This window comes from Streptomyces pilosus (genome assembly GCF_014649835.1).
Taxonomy (GTDB): Bacteria; Actinomycetota; Actinomycetes; order Streptomycetales; family Streptomycetaceae; genus Streptomyces; species Streptomyces pilosus.
In genome coordinates this window covers 111,775-129,416 of record NZ_BMTU01000007.1, presented here as the reverse complement: position 1 = coordinate 129,416, position 17,642 = coordinate 111,775, and the positions used below count along the sequence as shown (strand labels likewise).

15 protein-coding genes and 2 pseudogenes are annotated in these 17,642 nt (G+C 74.0%); 6 read left to right on the top strand and 11 right to left on the bottom strand.

What is annotated here, in order from left to right; translation table 11 throughout:
* Positions 1–34 precede the first annotated feature (34 nt).
* The 3 genes from IE118_RS19440 to IE118_RS19430 form a co-directional block, all read right to left on the bottom strand.
* Entirely contained in the window at positions 35–349 is a 315-nt protein-coding gene (locus tag IE118_RS19440) for a DUF8847 domain-containing protein (RefSeq protein ID WP_189559234.1), read from the bottom strand.
* A gap of 83 nt (positions 350–432) precedes the next feature.
* Positions 433–1,086 carry a TetR/AcrR family transcriptional regulator gene (locus IE118_RS19435; protein ID WP_189559233.1) on the bottom strand — a complete coding sequence of 218 codons (654 nt, stop codon included), beginning with the start codon at positions 1,084–1,086 and terminating at the stop codon, positions 433–435.
* A 44-nt stretch (positions 1,087–1,130) separates the two neighbouring features.
* Positions 1,131–2,069 (bottom strand): AurF N-oxygenase family protein, encoded by a 939-nt coding sequence (locus tag IE118_RS19430; RefSeq protein ID WP_189559232.1) that lies wholly within the window; start codon positions 2,067–2,069, stop codon positions 1,131–1,133.
* A 223-nt stretch (positions 2,070–2,292) separates the two neighbouring features.
* Between IE118_RS19430 and IE118_RS19425 the strand changes: the two genes are divergently transcribed.
* The gene (locus IE118_RS19425; protein WP_189559231.1) at positions 2,293–2,892 is read left to right on the top strand and encodes a Uma2 family endonuclease; all 600 of its coding nucleotides are present in this window, start codon (positions 2,293–2,295) and stop codon (positions 2,890–2,892) included.
* Positions 2,893–2,946: 54 nt separating this feature from the next.
* Here IE118_RS19425 and IE118_RS19420 read toward each other — a convergent pair whose 3' ends face one another.
* The 4 genes from IE118_RS19420 to IE118_RS19405 all read right to left on the bottom strand — a co-directional run bounded on the left by IE118_RS19420 (position 2,947) and on the right by IE118_RS19405 (position 6,997).
* Positions 2,947–4,404: a penicillin-binding transpeptidase domain-containing protein gene (locus IE118_RS19420; protein ID WP_189559230.1), complete on the bottom strand. Its 1,458-nt coding sequence runs from the start codon at positions 4,402–4,404 to the stop codon at positions 2,947–2,949.
* A complete protein-coding gene (locus IE118_RS19415; RefSeq protein ID WP_189559229.1) occupies positions 4,401–5,765 on the bottom strand; it encodes an FtsW/RodA/SpoVE family cell cycle protein in 1,365 nt (454 codons plus the stop codon). The genes IE118_RS19420 and IE118_RS19415 overlap by 4 nt, the downstream gene beginning before the upstream one ends.
* A gap of 43 nt (positions 5,766–5,808) precedes the next feature.
* The gene (locus IE118_RS19410) at positions 5,809–6,351 is read right to left on the bottom strand and encodes an SH3 domain-containing protein (RefSeq protein WP_189559228.1); all 543 of its coding nucleotides are present in this window, start codon (positions 6,349–6,351) and stop codon (positions 5,809–5,811) included.
* Positions 6,352–6,490: 139 nt separating this feature from the next.
* Positions 6,491–6,997 (bottom strand): protein-tyrosine phosphatase family protein, encoded by a 507-nt coding sequence (locus IE118_RS19405; RefSeq protein ID WP_189559227.1) that lies wholly within the window; start codon positions 6,995–6,997, stop codon positions 6,491–6,493.
* 98 nt (positions 6,998–7,095) lie between these two features.
* Here IE118_RS19405 and IE118_RS19400 point away from each other — a divergent pair.
* Positions 7,096–7,898 (top strand): annotated as a pseudogene (locus IE118_RS19400) (NERD domain-containing protein).
* Between the two features lie 6 nt (positions 7,899–7,904).
* Here IE118_RS19400 and ligD read toward each other — a convergent pair.
* The gene (ligD, locus tag IE118_RS19395; RefSeq protein ID WP_189559226.1) at positions 7,905–8,786 is read right to left on the bottom strand and encodes a non-homologous end-joining DNA ligase; all 882 of its coding nucleotides are present in this window, start codon (positions 8,784–8,786) and stop codon (positions 7,905–7,907) included.
* 73 nt (positions 8,787–8,859) lie between these two features.
* On the opposite strand from ligD, the gene ku reads away from it, so the two are divergent.
* A complete protein-coding gene (ku, locus tag IE118_RS19390) occupies positions 8,860–9,897 on the top strand; it encodes a non-homologous end joining protein Ku (RefSeq protein ID WP_444545706.1) in 1,038 nt (345 codons plus the stop codon).
* A gap of 550 nt (positions 9,898–10,447) precedes the next feature.
* Here the strand turns inward: ku and IE118_RS19385 are convergent.
* The 3 genes from IE118_RS19385 to IE118_RS19375 form a co-directional block, all read right to left on the bottom strand.
* A complete protein-coding gene (locus IE118_RS19385) occupies positions 10,448–12,217 on the bottom strand; it encodes a beta-ketoacyl-[acyl-carrier-protein] synthase family protein (RefSeq protein ID WP_189559224.1) in 1,770 nt (589 codons plus the stop codon).
* A 200-nt stretch (positions 12,218–12,417) separates the two neighbouring features.
* Complete coding sequence (locus IE118_RS19380) at positions 12,418–14,076, bottom strand: transglycosylase domain-containing protein (RefSeq protein WP_229846866.1); 1,659 nt, start codon at positions 14,074–14,076, stop codon at positions 12,418–12,420.
* Between the two features lie 53 nt (positions 14,077–14,129).
* On the bottom strand, positions 14,130–15,308 hold the full coding sequence (locus IE118_RS19375) for a sigma factor-like helix-turn-helix DNA-binding protein (RefSeq protein ID WP_189559222.1): 1,179 nt from the start codon (positions 15,306–15,308) through the stop codon (positions 14,130–14,132).
* Between the two features lie 105 nt (positions 15,309–15,413).
* Here IE118_RS19375 and IE118_RS19370 point away from each other — a divergent pair.
* From IE118_RS19370 to IE118_RS19360, 3 genes and pseudogenes are all read left to right on the top strand, one after another.
* Positions 15,414–15,934: pseudogene (locus IE118_RS19370) on the top strand (SigE family RNA polymerase sigma factor).
* Complete coding sequence (locus IE118_RS19365; protein ID WP_189559221.1) at positions 15,924–16,616, top strand: hypothetical protein; 693 nt, start codon at positions 15,924–15,926, stop codon at positions 16,614–16,616. Before IE118_RS19370 ends, IE118_RS19365 begins: the two are co-directional and overlap by 11 nt.
* Positions 16,617–16,755: 139 nt before the next feature.
* Positions 16,756–17,625: a class I SAM-dependent methyltransferase gene (locus IE118_RS19360; protein WP_189559220.1), complete on the top strand. Its 870-nt coding sequence runs from the start codon at positions 16,756–16,758 to the stop codon at positions 17,623–17,625.
* The last annotated feature ends 17 nt before the right edge of the window (positions 17,626–17,642 follow it).

Here is a 17,642-nt window from a genome sequence, read left to right as displayed (position 1 = left end):
GCTCGGCGAGTGTGCGCGGTTCGGCGCAACGGGGTCACCCGTCGGCGTCGTCCGGCTTGCCGCCCGGCGTGGCGTCTGGATCGGACGCGGGCTTCGACCACGGCCACCTCGGGCGCCCGGAGGCCGGCCCCGCCGGGTCGTACAGGTACTTCCACCCCCGGGTCAGCCCGGTCCGCGAACTCCGGGCGCGGGGCACCCGGCGGTAGACCAGCACCGTGGGCGGGCCGCCGTCCGGGGCGGGGACGGGGATGCGGTACGTCTTGGGCGGGTGCCCGGTGATGCCCAGCAGCACGGGCAGGACGCGCCCGTCCATGGGCCCGCCCTCGAAGGGGGTGTCTTGGCTCTTCACCCCACCAGTTTCGGCCATCGCGCGCGGAGCCGGCCGGGGCGGTCCCCTCGCGGCGACCCGCCCGGCGCCGGCGTCCCGGCGCGTCAGAGCTCGGCGGCCAGTGTCCCCACCAGCGCGTCGGTCTGCGCGTCGCGCCGCGCGGTGACCATCAGCACCGCCACGAACTGCTCCACCAGCCAGTCCCGCAGCTCCTCCAGCGGCGGCTGCTTGTCCTCGTCGAGCCAGATCAGCGAGGCCGCCTCCACGGCGGTGATCCACATCCTGATGGTCATCCGCAGCCGGGGGCCGGGTTCGGTGACCCCGAGATGGCTGAGGACGTGCTCGGCGGCGGCCCGGCGCACCCCGTCCACGATCGCGGTGGTACGGGACGTCTCCACGACGCTGCCGCCCTGGAGCAGTGCGCTGAAGCCGGCGTCGTGCTGGTCGACGAAGGCGAGGTAACGGTCGACGGCCCGGGACAGCCGGGGCAGCAGCGGGCCCTCGTGGGGCTCGTCGAAGCAGGTGCGCAGCTCGTCGGCGGCGGACATCAGGGCCGCCTCGTACAGCTGCTGCTTGCCGCCCGGGAAGTACCGGTAGACCAGGGGCCGTGACACACCGGCCGCCTCCGCCACGTCGTCCAGCGACACGTCCTCCGGTGCGTGGTGGGCGAAGAGGGACAGCGCGGCCTCGAGCAGCTGGCTGCGGCGCTCCTCGACGCTGAGCCGCCGGTAGGCGGGGGTGGGGGCCTGCGGTGTCATGCTCGCAGCGTAACCGTCCGCCCGCGGAGTGCGCCGGGTCCTGGCTACGCCAGCAGCCCGGACGACTTCCACAGCCGCCGGCCGGCCCCGCGCAGCACCCCGATGTCGTCCAGGAAGTCGGTGAGCCGCCTGGAGCCCTGCTGCATCACGTCCCGCCGGTGCCCGCTCGCCTTCACCTGCGCGACGGCCTCCCGCCGGTCGAGCCCGACCTGGGTGTACACCTCGGGGTTCACGAACGCCACGGAGAACACCCGGGCGAACTCCCCGGAGGTGAGCCGGGTGAACTCCTGGGACCACCGCGGGGCGGTCACCATCTGGCGCCGCAGCTCCTCACGGGCGTAGCGCACGTGCCGGGCCTCCTCGACGACGTGGATGCGCGTCACGCCCCGGATCAGCGGCTGGACCCGCTCGTCGGGGAAGGTCAGCCGCTGCATCCAGTCCAGCACCTCCTCGCCGAGCAGCGTCGCCGTGAAGGAGCCGGGCGTGGTGGAGATCGTCTTGAACAGCCGGCCGAGGTTCTGGTGCACCCGGGCGACGGGGTACCAGGGTGTGCCGCTGCGCGTGATGACCCGGGCGAACATCTTCGAGTGCCGGCACTCGTCCTCGATCTCGGTGAGCGCGTAGCGCACGTGCGCGCTGGTGGCGGCCTTGTCGTAGATGTGCCGCACCAGCAGCTGCATCAGGATCAGCTCGAACCAGATGCCGAGCGAGGCCAGCGCGGCCGCCTCGTGCCGGGAGAGCAGGATGCGCTGCTCCTCGCTCATCCGCCGCCACATCGGGGTGTCGTACAGCGACACCAGCTCCGGCGGCCAGAACCACTTGCCCTCCTCGAAGGGGGCCTCCCAGTCCAGTTCCTCGTCCGGGTCGAAGGAGTGCCGGGCGGACGACTCCAGCAGCCGCTCGGCCACCTGCTCCCGGTCCTTGAGCAGCCCGAGGGCGTCCCGCAGACCGTCGACCGCGTCCGCATCCGTCAGGGTCGTCATGGCGGCTCCACCTCAGGGCGTCTCGTGCTGCCGACAGGTCACCCACTTATGAGACTCCCTGTCAGCAAGCCCGTCAATCCCTCGGCCGGGAGTTGTCGACGACGGGTGTGCGCGGAGGCGGCGTCAACGCCGCGCCCGATGGTCACCCGACGGAGCGCAACGTCCGTGATCGGTCTGGGTACGCTGAGTGCGTCCGTCAGACTCCGGCCACATGGGAGCGATCATGAGCGCCGCACGCGACTACGGGCTGGACGACGACTACGAGTGGCCCCGTCCGCCGGCGGGCGGCTGGACGGCGGACGATCTGGACAAGCTTCCCAACCTGCCTCCGCACACGGAGCTGATCGACGGGAGCCTCGTCTTCGTGAGTCCGCAGACCAATTTCCACTCACGCGTCATCCGTTTGCTGGACAACGCCCTGCTGGCTCAGGTACCGGATGAGCTGGACGTCATCCGTGAGATGACCGTCAAGCTCGACGGACGCAACCGGCCGGAACCGGATGTTCTGGTGTTCCGTGCGGGCGCGGACACCGGCCCGGGCCAGACCTGGTACAGCCCGGAGGACGTCATGATCGCTGTCGAGGTCGTCTCCAGGGACTCGCAGGAGCGGGATCGCGAGGTGAAGCCGCGGAAGTACGCGGCTGGGGGCATTCCGCATTACTGGCGCGTCGAGGAGAACGAGGGACTCCCCGTGGTCTACGTCTACGAACTCGACCCGATGACCAAGTCATACGTGCCGATGGGGATCTTCCACGACCGGCTCAAGGTCACCGTCCCGTTCCCCGTCGACATCGACCTCACCGCTGTCGGCCGTCGCCGTTAGGCCGAGCGGCCCGGCCCCTCCGGTACGTCGCACTCATCAAGTGGGCGCCGGCGCCTACGGCTTCAGCACCGCCTCCATCACCGCCCGGGCGATCGGCGCGGCCGTCCCGCCCCCGCTGATCTCCCTCCGGTTCGCGGCCGCGTCCTCGACCACCACGGCCACCGCCACCTTCGGCTCCAGGTCCTCCTCGTGCTGCGCCCAGGAGATGAACCAGGCGTACGGCGTACCGGAGTTGCCCAGCCCGTGCTGAGCGGTGCCGGTCTTGCCGCCGACCACGGCACCGGGGACCGCGGCCTTCCTGCCCGTGCCGTCCTCCACCACGCCCCGCATCAGTTCCCGCAGCCGCAGGGCCGTCGCCGGATGCATGGCCCGCCGCACCGGGCTGGAACCCGCCGACGACACCGTGCCGCCGCCCGACCGCGTCGTCCGCTCCACCAGGTACGGCTCACGCACCTGCCCGCCGCCCGCCACGGCCGCCGCGACCATCGCCATCTGCAGGGGAGTGGCGCGCGTGTTGTACTGCCCGATCGACGACAGCGCCAACTGTGCCCGGTCCACACGGGTGTCGAAGGTGCTGCGCGCCACCGGGAACGGGATCCGCAGGCCGTCGTCGTTGAAGCCGAAGCCGAGCGCCGTGTCCTTCATCCGTTCCACCCCCGCCGCCACCCCGAGGGCGGCGAAGACCGTGTTGCAGGACCACACGAACGCCTCCCGCAGCGTGGCGTCCGCACAGCCCTCGGAGCCGTTGGTCAGTCGCGTCGTGGTCCCCGGCAGGGTGTACGGATCGGGGGAGTCGGTCGGCTTGTCCAGGCCCTTCACCACCCCCGCGTCCAGCGCCGCCGCCGCGGTGACCACCTTGAAGGTGGAGCCCGGCGGATAGGTGCGCTGCACCGCCCGGTTCAGCATCGGCCGGTCCGGATCGGCGTTCAGCCGCGCCCAGGCGGCCCGCGCCGTCCTGCCGTTCCCGGACAGCAGCGCCGGATCGTACGAGGGGACCGACACCAGTGCCAGGATCCGCCCGGTCGACGGTTCCACCGCCGCCACCGCCCCCTTCCGCGAGCGCAGCCCCTCGAACGCCGCGCGCTGCGCCGCCGGGTCGATCGTGGTCACCACGTCGCCGCCCGCGTTGCGGGAGCGGGTGAACTCGTTCCACCGCGGCAGCGGCGCGAGCAGCGGGGCGGCGCCGGAGAGCAGCCCGTCCTCCGTGTGCTCCAGCAGCGTCGTGCCGTACTCCTGCGAGGCGAAGCCGGTCACCGGCGCGTACAACGGCCCGTCCGTGTACGTCCGTTCGTAGCGGAGGTGTTCCCCGGTGTCCCGCGACCCGGTGACCGGCCGGCCGTCGACCAGGATGTCGCCGCGCGGCTGCCGGTAGCGGGAGATGGCGTCACGGCGGTTGGCCGGGTTCGCCTCGTAGTCGCCCGCGTGCAGCACCTGCACGCGGGCGGCGTTGACCAGCAGGGCGACCAGCAGCAGGGCGCAGAACAGCGCGGCGTGCCGGATGTGGCGGGTCACCGGGCGCCACCCCCGCCGTCCTGCCGCCGCGCGCAGTCGCTCAGCCGGACCAGCAGCGCCACGATCGTCCAGTTGGTCACCACCGACGAGCCGCCCTGCGCCAGGAACGGCATCGCCATCCCGGTCAGCGGGATCAGCCCGGTGACCCCGCCCGCGATCACGAAGACCTGGAGCGCCACGAGGGAGGCGAGGCCCACGGCGAGCAGGCGGCCGAAGGGGTCGCGCAGGGCGAGCCCGGCCCGGTAGCCGCGCTCCACCAGCAGCCCGTACAGCAGGATGATCGCGGACAGTCCGGCCAGGCCCAGCTCCTCCCCGGCCGTCGCCAGGATGAAGTCGGACTTGACCGCGAAGCCGATCAGCACGGAATGCCCGAGCCCGAGCCCGGCTCCGAGGATGCCGCCCTCCGCGAAGGCGAACAGCGACTGGGCGAGCTGGTTCGGGCCCTCGCCCGCCTCGATGGAGGCGAACGGGTGCAGCCAGGTCTCGATCCGGTGGTGCACGTGCGGTTCGAGGCGCCCCACGGCCACCGCGCCCAGCGAGGCCAGCAGCAGCCCCAGCGCGATCCAGCCGGTGCGGCCGGTGGCGACGTACAGCATCACCACGAACAGGCCGAAGAAGAGCAGCGAGGTGCCGAGATCCCGCTCCAGGACCAGGACACCCACACTGACCAGCCACACGGCGACGATCGGGCCGAGCACCCGCCCGGTGGGCAGTTGCAGTCCCCACACCCGGCGGCCCGCGTAGGTGAGGGCACCGCGGTTCGCCGCGAGGTAGGCGGCGAAGAACACCGCGAGGAGTACCTTCGCGAACTCGCCCGGCTGGATGGAGAATCCGGCGACCCGGATCCAGATCCGGGCCCCGTTCACCGCCGGGAAGAGGATCGGCACCGTCAGCAGGACGAGCGCGACGGTGACGCACAGGTAGGTGTAGCGCTGGAGCACCCGGTGGTCGCGCAGCACCAGGACGACCGAGGTGAACAGCGCCACTCCCAGCGCCGACCAGACGAGCTGGGTCGGGGCGGCCGGTTCGCCCGGCGCCTCCAGGTCGAGCCGGTAGATCAGCACCAGGCCGAGGCCGTTGAGCAGCACCCCGATCGGCAGCGGCAGCGGATCGGCGTGCGGGGCGCGCCAGCGCACCGCCAGATGCGCGACCAGGGCGAGCACACCGAGCCCGGCGCCGTAACCGGCGGCGCCGGGCGGGACGGTGCCGTTCCTGGCGAGGCCGACGGCGCAGTATCCGTACACCGACAGCGTGACGGCCAGGACGATCAGGGCGAGTTCGACGCCACGGCGCCGGGGCAGCCCCCGAGCGGTGGGCGTGGGCGGATCCGCCGTCGCCAGGGTGATACCGGCCTTGCTCATGTCCGGAACTTACCCAAAGGGGGTTGCTTGCGCGCTTTGCGTGTCAGCACCAGCGTGGCGCGGGGCCGATGTTGTCGATGTGACCGGCCGGGCCCCACGCCCAGGTGCCGTCCGTGAGGAGGTACCAGAGCGGGTTGCCGTTCACCTTGTCGCCGGGCACCTTGCAGAAGATCGAGACGACCTCGCCCTTGTGGGCGTACCGGATGATCTGCGCACCCCGGTTCGGGGCGGTGCGCAGCGCCAGCCTGTCGGCCGTCACGCGGCCCTTGTACTGGCCCTGGTCGCCGTGGTTCCCGCCGGCCTGGTTGTTCCCGGCACCGTTTCCGCCGGACTGCTGACCGGTGTCGTAGCCGCCGTTCCCGCCGGACTGCTGACCGGTGTCGTAGCCGCCGTTTCCGCCGGACTGCTGACCGGAGCCGGTGTCGTAGCCGCCGTCACCGCCGCCCTGCTGGCTCCAGTTTCCCTGTTCGCCGCTCTGGTTCGGGTCGTCGGCGGCGACGGCGGGGGCGACGGCGGCCGCGACCGCGAGGGCCCCGGCGGCGAGAGCTATGGGCAGTCGGCGGGCGATCGGGGGGCGCGGAGCCATGGCGGTACCTCCATGTAGGGGAGAAAACGGGTCATGAGTGACTTGTCGCCACACTAGGAGCGCCTCCCGGCACCTCGCCCGCCCTGCTGCGCCATCGGGGACGGCACTGCGCCCTCCGGGGCACGTCCCCCGCCGTCGGCTACTCCGTCAGCTCCTCCAGCAGCCGCGCCGTCAGCAGCCCCGCCCGCAGGTAGTCGGTGAATAGCTCGTTGTGCAGGGCCCAGGAGGAGCGGCGGGAGCGGATCAGCCGGATCGCCGCCTCGGCGGTACGGCCCCGGCACATCAGCACGTGCGCCACGACCAGCCCGGAGCGGTTGTACCCGTGGTAGCAGCGCACCAGGACCGTACGGCCGTCGTCCAGTGCCTCGCCCGCCGCCTCGGCGAGCCGGATCACGCCCGCGAGCTGCGTCCCGTCCAGCGGTCCGTCGGGGATCGGCCACACCTGGTGCCCGACCCCGGGGTCCGGACCGTGCCCGGGCAGCCGCAGCAGGGTCTGTACGAGGTCGAACTGCCGGTGCACCACGGCGGACTCCAGCTGCCCGGACGGGCTCCGGAACTCGTGCCCGCCCATCCACAGACCGGGCACGATCTCGTTCCACGGACTGTCCGGAGCGGGTACGTCGGGTCGCTTCCCGCGGGTACGCAACGGCGCCTCCCCACCCTCACCGCCCAACTCCTCTCCAAGGTAACCGGCTTCTTGCCGCGGGAGCACCCGCCTGTTCCCATGGACGTGGGGTGATGTGCATGGACCCGCTGCGCGTCGTACCGACCTGGCGGCACGGCCGGGAGAGGCTCTGGGTCCGCCTCCCGGACGGCCGGAACATCGCCTGGTACGACCGGGGGGCGGCCCGGGTGAACCTGCTCGGCGAGGACCGCGAGCAGGACGTCCTCACCGCGCTCGCCCCCTTCCTCACCGGCCCCGTGTCGGCCGGTCCGCCCCCGGCCCCCACCCCCGCCGAACTGGCCCGCCTCTGCCTGCACCCCGACGACGACCTGGCACCGAACCGCCCCGGCGAGGCACTGCTGATCGCCCTCGACCGCGATCCCGGCCAGGCCCGCCGCCTGCGCCCCGACCCGCGCCGCAGGGCCCTCGCCGCGCAGCGGGCCGTGGGCGAGGCGCTGGACCGGACGGAGGGGGCGGGCGGGTACACCCTGCACTCGGTCCCGCTGCCCGGCGGCGACCACATCCACCACCTGCTGATCGGCCCCGGCGGCCTGCACGCCGTCCACGCCCTGTACGCCCGCGGGCAGCGGGTCGCGGTCACCGACCCCGGTGTCGCCGTGGGCCGGCACCGGCCGCGGCCCCTGCTGGACCGGGTCCGCTCCGACGCCGAGCGGGCCTCCCACGCCCTCGCCGCGCAGGTCCGCCCGGTGCTCGTCCTGGCCGGCGCGGCGGCCGTGACGGTCCCGGCCCCGCTCCGCGACGTACGCGTCCTGACGGAAGCGGACCTGCCGTCCCTGGCCCGTACGGGCGGCATCCTGAAACCGGCCGACGTGGAAGCCTGCACGCCCTGGCCCGGGACCGGGCCACCTGGTCCGGCCCCTGAGCGGGCTCAGGGCAGCGGGCCCGCGTGCGCCCCCTCCAGCAGGGACGCCAGCAGGTCGCCGTGGTCCCGGATCCGGGGGCCGACGTCCGGGGCGGCGAGCGCCAGCGCCCCGGGGGACCGGCAGGTCTCGACCTCGTCCCAGGTCACCGGCGCCGACACCGACGGTTCGGGCCGGGCACGCAGGGTGTAGGGGGTGGCCGTCGTCTTCCGGGCGGCGTTCTGGCTCCAGTCGACGAAGACCTTCCCGGGCCTCAGGCTCCGGGTCATCCGGTGCAGCACCAGCCGTGGCATGGCCTTCTCCGCCTCCACGGCCAGCCGCTTCGCGTACTCCGACACCTGATCGGAGGAAGCGCCGCGCACCGCGGCGAGCAGGTGCAGCCCCTTCGACCCGGAGGTCTTGGCGTACGCCTCGATGCCGTCCTTCGCCAGCCGCTCCCGCAGCCACACCGCGACCTCGCAGCACTGCACGATCGTCGCCGGCGCCCCGGGGTCCAGGTCGAACACGATCCGGTCGGCCTGTCCGGGGTCCCCGATGAGCCACTGGTGCGTGTGGAACTCGGTGACCAGGTTCGCCGCCCACATCAGGCTCGGCAGATCCTGCACCAGGACCATCCGGGCCGGCCCCTCGGACCTCGGCACCTCGGCGGTGGTGACCCAGTCGGGCGTACCCGGTGGCACGTTCTTGGTGAAGAAGACCTGGCCGTCGGGTCCGTCCGGATACCGCAGGAAGGACACCGGCCGGTCCCGCAGGTGCGGCAGCAGCACGTCGGCGACGGTCGCGTAGTAGTGCAGTACCTCCGCCTTGGTGAACCCGGTGGCGGGATACAGCACCTTCTCCAAATTGCTGAGCGCGAGCCGTCGCCCCTCCACCTCGGTGATAGGCGCCATACGATGAGAATCCCACGCAACCCGGGACATATGCCCCGACAGTGATCGGCAGACGACCGGAAAGGTGCTGCACGTGAGATCCATTTGGAACGGCGCGATCTCGTTCGGCCTGGTCAGCATCCCGATCAAGCTGGTGAACGCCACCGAGAACCACGCCATCTCCTTCCGCCAGATCCACACCGAGGACGGCGGCCGGATCCGGTACCGCAAGTTCTGCGAACTGGAGGACCGCGAGGTCACCGGCCAGGAGATCGGCAAGGGCTACGAGGACGCGGACGGCACGATCATCCCGATCACCGACGAGGACCTCTCCAGCCTGCCGATCCCCACCGCGAAGACGATCGAGATCGTCGCCTTCGTGCCCGAGGACCGGATCGACCCCCTCCAGATGGACGCGGCGTACTACCTGGCGGCGGGCGGGGCGCCGGCGGCCAAGCCCTACACACTCCTGCGGGAGGCGCTGAAGCGGAGCAACAAGGTCGCCATCGCCAAGTACGCCCTGCGCGGCCGGGAGCGGCTGGGGATGCTCCGGGTGGTCGGCGACGCCATCGCCATGCACGGGCTGCTCTGGCCGGACGAGGTCCGCGCCCCGGAGGGCGTCGCCCCCGACACCGACGTCACGGTCCGTGACAAGGAGCTGGACCTGGCGGACGCCCTGATGGACACGCTCGGCGAGGTCGACCTGGAGGACCTGCACGACGAGTACCGGGAGGCGGTCGAGGAGGTCATCGCCGCGAAGGCCTCCGGCGAGACCCCGCCGGAGGCGCCCGCGCCGGAGCGCGGCGGCAAGGTCCTGGACCTGATGGCCGCCCTGGAGAACAGCGTGCGCGCGGCCCGCGAGTCCCGCGGGGAGGAGCCGGAGGAGGAGGCCCGGGTCCGGTCCCTGCCGCAGCGCGGCACGTCCCGCTCGTCGCCCAAGGAGACCGGGGGCAAGAAGTCGACGTCGACCGCGAAGAAGAAGACGGCGTCCTCGCCCCGCAAGTCGGCCTCGAAGACGGGCCAGGCCGAGAAGAAGGCCACGACGAAGAGCACGGCCAAGGCCACCACGAAGAAGACACCCGCGAAGAAGTCCCCCGCGAAGAAGTCGACGTCCCGCAAACGCTCGGCCTGAATCGGCCCGGTGACGCCCGCGCCGCCGTCCGGCGACATGCCGCCGGACGGCGCGGCGCGGTCGCCCTCACGGCCCGGCTCGCACACCGCGTCGTACGCCGGCGCGGGCGCGCCACGATCACCGTGCCACCGCCGGTCGCGACGGGCTGGCCGGGCGCGGGGCGGGTGCCCCCGGCGTCGGTCGGGCGCGGGGCGGGTGCCCCCGGCGTCGGTCGGGCGCGGGGCCGGTGCCCCGGCGTGGTGTCGGGTGTCCCTCCGGCCCGGCTCGCACACCGTGCCGCCTGTGCTGCCTGTGCTGCCTGTGCTGCCTGTGCTGCCCGGCTGCCGGGGTCGGCCGGGCGCGGCCCCGGTGCCGGAGGGCTGCTCCGGTTCCGGTGCGTACGCGGCGCCGGACGCGCCCCCGGTCTCGGACCTGATCCCCGATCGGTCGTCGGCCGGCCGGGGGGCGAGTTCCGCTCCCCGGCCCAGCACGCGTCGGCGGCGCCGGGGGAGGGGGGCTGCCCCGACGTCAGCCCAGCGGCCCAGCGGCCCAGAGCCCAGCGGCCCAGTGGCTACGCCACGCGCCTCAGTGCCAGGACCGCGTTGTGGCCGCCGAAGCCGAAGCTGTTGCTCAGCAGCAGGTCGCCGGTGTCCGGCAGGGCGCGGGGTGCGCCGCGCACGACGTCCAGGCCGATCGCGTCGTCGAGTTCCGCGCAGCCGACCGTCGGCGGCATCACTCCGTGGTGCAGCGTGAGGACCGCCGCGACCGCCTCCACCCCGCCCGCGGCACCCTGGAGGTGCCCCAGGTGCCCCTTGAGGGCCGTGACCGGCACCTCCCGCCCGCCGAGCACGGTCCGCAGGGCGCGCGCCTCGGCGAGGTCGCCGTCGACCGTGGCGGTGGCGTGCGCGTTGACGTGGACGACGTCGTCGAGCAGGCCGCCGGCGTCCCGTACGGCCCGCCGCAGCGCGAGCGCGATGCCGTCACCGGTCGGGTCCGGCGCCGCGACGTGGTGGGCGTCGGCGGACAGCCCCCATCCGGCGGCCTCGCAGTAGACGCGCGCCCCGCGGGCCCGCGCGTGTTCCTCGGACTCCAGCACGAGCACCCCCGCGCCCTCCCCGTTGACGAACCCGTCGCGGTCCCTGGCGAACGGGTGCGACGGTGAGCCCGCCGCCGGGTCGCCCCCGGCCAGTGCCCGCATCGCCGCGAACGAGGCCATGATCGCCGGGGTGACCACCGCCTCCGCCCCGCCGGCGAGGGCGACGTCGACCCGGCCGAACCGGATGCGGTCGACGGCCTGCCCGATCGCCTCGGTGCCGGAGGCGCACGCGCTGGTCACGGTGCGTGCCTCCCCGGTGATGTGCAGGTCCAGCGAGACCTGTGAGGCCGCCTGGGAGGGCACGGTCATCGGGGTGGTGAGCGGGGGGACCCCGCGGGGGCCCCGGTCGCGCAGCCTGCGGTCACCGCCGACGAGCACCGACGCGTCCCCGAGGATGGCACCGAGGCTCACCCCGACCCGCTCGGGGTCCAGCCCGCTCTCGCGGGTGCCGCCGTCCGCGTAGCCCGCGTCGGCCCACGCCTCCCGCGCCGCCAGCACCGCGAACTGCGCGGCCCGGTTCATCCGCCGCGCCGCCGGCCGGGGCAGCAGGCCCGCCGGGTCCACCGGCACGGTCCCGGCAATCCGCACCGGCAGCCCGTCGAACTCCTCGCCCGCCAACTCCCGTATGCCGTGCCGTCCTTCAAGCAGGCCGTCCCACAACTCGCCCGTGCCGACGCCCAGCGGGGTCACGGCACCGAGCCCGGTGACGACGACGCGCCGCGCTCCGGCCGCCTCCGCCGCCCGCACGGGACGCGGCTCGTGCCGTACGAGGTCGCCCGCCCGGTCCGCCCCGGCGGCCCAGCGGCGTACGTCGTCGTCGCTCACGCGGCTCTCGGCGGGACCCCCGTCCCGCTGCCAGGCCCCCCAGCGGCGTACGTACGTCACCTCCCGCGCGTGCGGGTCGACGGCCCGCAGGGTGTGCAGCCGGTCCCCGTCGCGGAACTCCACGCCGTCGAGAGGGGGCGAGCTCACCAGGGGGATCGCGGCTTCGTCCAGCCGGCGTCCGCCGACGGTCACCCGCTGCTCGCGCCGCAGCACCACCTCGTGGTCCACGCCGCCGAGCGGCGGCCGCAGCGTGACCCGGATCACCTCCGGTGACTCGGGCAGCGTGTGGATGACGACGTGCCACCGGTGCCGGGCCGCCTCCCCGGGCGTGAGGGCGAACAGGTCACCGGGGACGACCTCGGGGGCGGTCACCTCGTAGGGGCGTATGGGTACTTCAGGCGTTTCCGTGGAGTGGGTCATGGCCGCGCATGCTCTCTTCGGTCCGAACTGTCGTACTGGGGGCGGTTACGAGTGTTCTGTACGACATGCGGACCGGCCATCGTCGAAGACGAAGCGTGTCCGATTTGCCCCGCTCTACCATCGGGGTGACGCGAGACACATCCCACAACCCGCCGGTGGCGCAACCGAGTTACCCGGGCGTATCCCGTCTGTGGACTACCTCACGTATCGCCCGCAAAGCCCCATATCGTCCCGGTCAGTTCTTCCGCGTACGCGGTCGGCGACGGATCGTCCGGCAGCCGCGCGGGCACGGTCGTGCCCTTCTTCGCGCCCGGCCGGTCGGCGAACAGCGCCACGGCCAGGGTGAGCCGGGAGTCGTACCCCACGCTCCAGACGGTGCGCCGGGCGATGCCACCCCCGGCCCCCGCCGTCAGGAGCGCGCCCGGGCCGTCGTCGTCGGCACCGGCCCGGTCGGCGGCCGGGACGGACGGGACACCCCGCCCGTCCGGACCGGACCGCGCCCGCGCCGACACCGCCAGGGCGCCCTTCTCCTCCAGCACCCGCCGGGTCTCCGGACGCGCCGTGTGCACCGTCCGCCCCTCACGCGTGATCCGCGTCACGGTACGGGGAGTCGCGTACACCCCGTCCGCCGCCACCGCCGCGTACGCCGCCGCCAGCCGCAACGGAGTCGGCGCCGTCGAGCCGTGCAGGGCACGCAGCGGACCACCGAGCCGCACCCCGTCGAACGGGTCGAGCACCGAGCCGGCCTCCACCGACCCGCTCACCGCGTCGTTGAACGGCTGCCGGGCGTAGTCCGCCCCTCCGTACAGCACCCGTACCGCCCCGTCACCGGGCTCGATCCCCACCACGGCCGTGTGGACCCGCACCCCCTTGCCGGCCCGCCCCTCCGCGCCCTCCGCGCCTCCCGCGCGGGCCTTCACCGACTCGGCGGTCGCGTCCTGCAGCGCGAGATCGAAGGTGGTGTGCACCGTGTACCCCCCGCGCGCCAGCTGGTCCTGCGTGATGCCGAGCCGGTCGGCGGCCTCCTGCGCGGCCACGTCGATCAGGTACTGCCGCTGCCCCTCCGTCCCGCCCGGCGGATAGAACCGGAACGCGGGGAAACGCGCCGCCGCGCGCTGCGCCGGGGAGATGCTCCCGCCGGCCTCCATCGCGTCGAGCACCCACTCCCAGCGGTGCCGCAACCTCGCCGTCACCCCGGGATCCGAACCCGCCTTCTCGTAGTACGAGGGGATGTTCACGATCGCGGCCAGCGCGGCACCCTGGGACACCGTCAGCTTCCCGGGCGTCACGTCGAAGTAGTTCCGGGCGGCCGCCTGCACCCCGGCGGCGCCCCGGCCGAAGTACACCGTGTTCAGGTAGCCCTCCAGGATTTCGTCCTTGGCGCGGGTGCGGTCGAGCTTGACGGCGATCAGCGCCTCGCGCGCCTTGCGCGACAGCGACCGCTCCGGGCTGAGCAGGGCGTTCTTCACGTACTGCTGGGTGATGGTGGAACCGCCCTGCGGCGCACCGCCGGACACCGTGGCCCACGCCGCGCGCGCGACGGCACGCGGCGACACCCCGGTGTCCGTGCGGAAGGACCGGTTCTCGGCCGCGATCACCGCGTCCTGGACGTGCCGGGGCACCTCAAACAGGGGCACCTCCTGCCGGTCCACCGGACCCCGCCGGCCCAGGTAGGCGCCCCCGGCGTCGACGAAGACCGTGCTCTGCACCACCGTCTCCGGATGCGGTTCGGGAATCTCGGTCAGGTGGTACGCCACCACGACCGCTCCGCACACGACGGCGAGCGACGTGAGGCAGGCGACCAGCACCCGCCGCAGCCAGCGCCCCCGGTCACGGCGGAAACGGGTGCGGAAGGGCACCCGGGGACGGGCCCGGTCCCCGCGCGAGCGCCGCCCGGGCCGCGGCGGAGGCGTCACCGGCGCCACGACCCGACCGGCACCGCCCGCACCGCCGCGGACTCGAACTCCGCCCGCACCAGCACCTTGCCGGCCGCGTCGTACACCGTGACGGCCGGGCCGCCCGCACCCGGGACCGCCTGCGCCGCGGTATCGCCGGCCGCCTCGGCGTCGCCGCCCGCCGTCCGCACGTACCAGGCGCCCCACCCCGGACTGCCCGCCAGCGTCAGCACGTCGGCGGTCACCGTCCGGCCGCCCTCACGGACCTCCACCCGGGCCGGATCGCCGGCCAGGCCGTGGAACACCCCGGTCCGGACGTACGTACCGTCGTCCAGCCGCTCGCCCTGGAGGGAGACGCCCGGCCGGGACCGGTCGAGGTTCCCGTCGTCCACCGCCCGGAACCGGGCCGGCGACCGGGGGGAGGACCAGTGGTGGCCGTCCGCGGTCAGCCAGACGTCCACCCCGGGAGCGGCGGACACCCGCTCGCCGGGAGCGACGACCCGCACCGGCCCCGGCTCCGGCCGCCCGGGCGACGCCCCGGCGGCCCCCGCCGGCACCTCGCCGGGAGCCAGGGCGTACACGGCGGGCGGCGCCAGCAGCAGCGCACACCCGGCGGCGACGACTCCCGCCCGCCGGCGCCGCCTCAGCGCCCCGGCCGCCCGTATCTCCGCCAACGGCAGGGCAGGTGGCACGAAACCGTCCAGCGCCGCCGCGAACCCCGCCTGCCGCAGGCCCGGTTGCAGCTCCTTCGCGCCGCGTCGCACCACCGCCCGCACGGCACCCACCGAACACCCCAGCACCTGGGCGATCTCCGGCTCCCGCAGCCCCGACCAGTACCGCAGCACCAGCACCGCCCGCCGCCGGGCCCCCGCCCGCCGCGCGCGCAGATGGACCCGGAGCAGACAGCGCCGCACGTGGAAGTCGACGTCGTCGCGCGGGATCCGCCGCCACCGCGCGCACACCCGCACCAGCGTGCGCCGCGCCAACTCCTCGGCGGCGCCCGCGTCCTCGGTGAGCAGCAGGGACGTGGCGACCAGCCCCGGCCACCGGTCACGCGCGTACGCCGTGAAGCCGTCGTCCCCGGCCGGCTGCCGCACCGGCCGGAGCGGGACGTACCGCACCCCCGCAGCGGCCGCGCCTCTGCGGTGCGCGCCCACCCGCACGCCGGGCCGATGGATCCCGGTACCCGTGTTCATCGTCTTCCTCCAGGGGTGTGCTTCGATGTGCGCGACCTGCACGACCTGTACGCGTGGCGGTGGCGGGCGGGTTGCAGGGGAAAATCCGAGACTCCGGTGGAGGGCATGACCGAGGACGAGTTCGACGCTTTCTACGCGGCCGCCTTCCCCCGGCTGACCGGGCAGCTCCACGCCTTCACCGGCGACCTCGGCGAGGCCCAGGACGTCGTCCAGGAGGCGTTCGTACGGGCCTGGGACCGGCGCAGGAAGCTGCGCGCCGACGAGGCCCCCGAAGCCTGGATACGCACCGTCGCCATGCGTCTCGCGGTGAGCCGCTGGCGGCGCGCGAAGCGCTGGCTGGAACTGGTGCGGCGCACCCCGCCCCCCGAGTCCACCCCCGGACCCGGACCCGACCGCACCGCCCTCGTCTCGGCGCTGCGCCGGCTCCCCGAGGCACAGCGCATGGCGATCGTCCTGCACCACCTGTGCGACCTCAGCGTCGAACAGGTAGCCTCCGAGACCGGCGCACCGTGGGCACGGTCAAGGCCAGGCTGTCCCGCGGACGGGCGGCACTGGCCAGACACCTGGCGGTGGACGAGGCCGAGCAGGAGCAGCCGGCCTGGAAGGAGGGCGGCCGTGTCGGATGAACTCGGCGCCGCCCTGCGCACGTTGGCGGCACAACACGAAACACCGCCCCGTGTGGCCGCCGCGGAGATCCGCAGCCGCGCCACCCGCCGCTCCCGCCGCCGCAAGGCGGCCCTCGCCCTCGGCACCGCGGCCACCGCGGCCTGCGTGCTGGCGGCCGTCACCCTCACCCTGCACACCGGCGAAGCCACCGGGACCCGGCACCTCCCGGGCGCGGCCTCCGACGCACCGCCCCCGGGTCCGGCGACCCCGGCCCCCCGGACCACGTCGTCGGGCGTGCTCGACCTGGGCCGCCACACCCTCACGATCGGCGACCGCGTGATGCGGGTCGACTCGCACTCCTTCGGCCGGTTCCCGGCCGGCACCCGGCTGACCGTCAGGGCCAAGACGGAGATGGACCTGCTGCCGCTGGAGGGCCGCCCCGAGTCCGGCACCGAGGTCAAGGTCCCGTACATGGTGGAACTGCGCACCCCCGCCCAACAGCCCGTCTACGCGGGAGGCCTCGCCTTCGACACCAAGGCCCTCATGGCACTGTCCGCCGACTCCGGCTGGGTGGGCATGAGCGTCACGGACGCGGAGTGGTTCTACCGCCGCGTCCGGGTCGGCGACGGGATCGACCTCCGCTCGACACCCGTCCCGAGCGCGGACGTGACGACCGCCCTGCCGGGGGCCTCCGGGGAATGAGCTCCGGATAACGAGCGGAGAACCGGTCGCACCAGTCGCACCGGTCGCGCCGGTCGCACCGGTCGCACCGGCACGCGCGACCGCGCGGGAAGCGACCGGCGACCCCCGGGAACCCGCCCCGCACGGCACCATATGACCCATGGCCGACGACAAACGGATCGTGAACACCCACCAGTACGAGGCGTGGAACGGCTACGAGGGCCGCCACTGGGCGGCACACCAGTCGCGCTACGACGCCCTCAACGACCCCGCCAACGCCCCGCTCCTCGACGCCGCCCGCATCCGCGACACGGACACCGTCCTGGACATCGGCTGCGGCAACGGCCGCCTGACCAGGCTGGCCGCCCGCACCGCACACCGTGCCGTCGGCGTCGACCTCTCCGCCCCCATGCTGGAACGCGCCCGCGAGACCGCCGCCGCCGAACACCTCACCAACGTCACCCACCTCCAGGCCGACGCCCAGGTCCACCCGTTCGAACCCGCGTCCTTCGACGTCGCCCTGAGCCGCTTCGGCGTCATGTTCTTCGCCGACCCGGTCGCCGCGTTCGCGAACATCGGCCACGCCCTGCGCCCGGGCGGCCGGCTGGCCTTCGTCTGCCCCCAGCCGCTCACCGCCATGGACCAGTCGGTGATCTTCGCCGCCGTGGCCGGCCACGTCACCCTGCCCGACTTCTCCGAGCAGCAGGAAACGGGCCCGGCCGCCTTCGCGGACCCCGCCCGCACCACCCACGTCCTCGGCGCGGCCGGCTTCGACGGCATCGCCGTGGAACCGCTCGAAGTGGTGCAGCGGTGGGGCACGGACGCGACGGACGCCGCCACCTTCCTCTTCGGCTGGGGCCCGATGCGCCACTGGCTCCGCGACGCCACCCCCGACTCCGTCGCCGACGCCCACCGGGCGGCCACGGCCGCGTTCCACACCTACGCGACCCACGACGGCGTCCACCTCACGGCCCGCTACTGGCTGGTGACGGCCACCTGGCCGGGCCTGGACACCCCGCACGGCACCTGACCGTCCGGCAGGGTGCC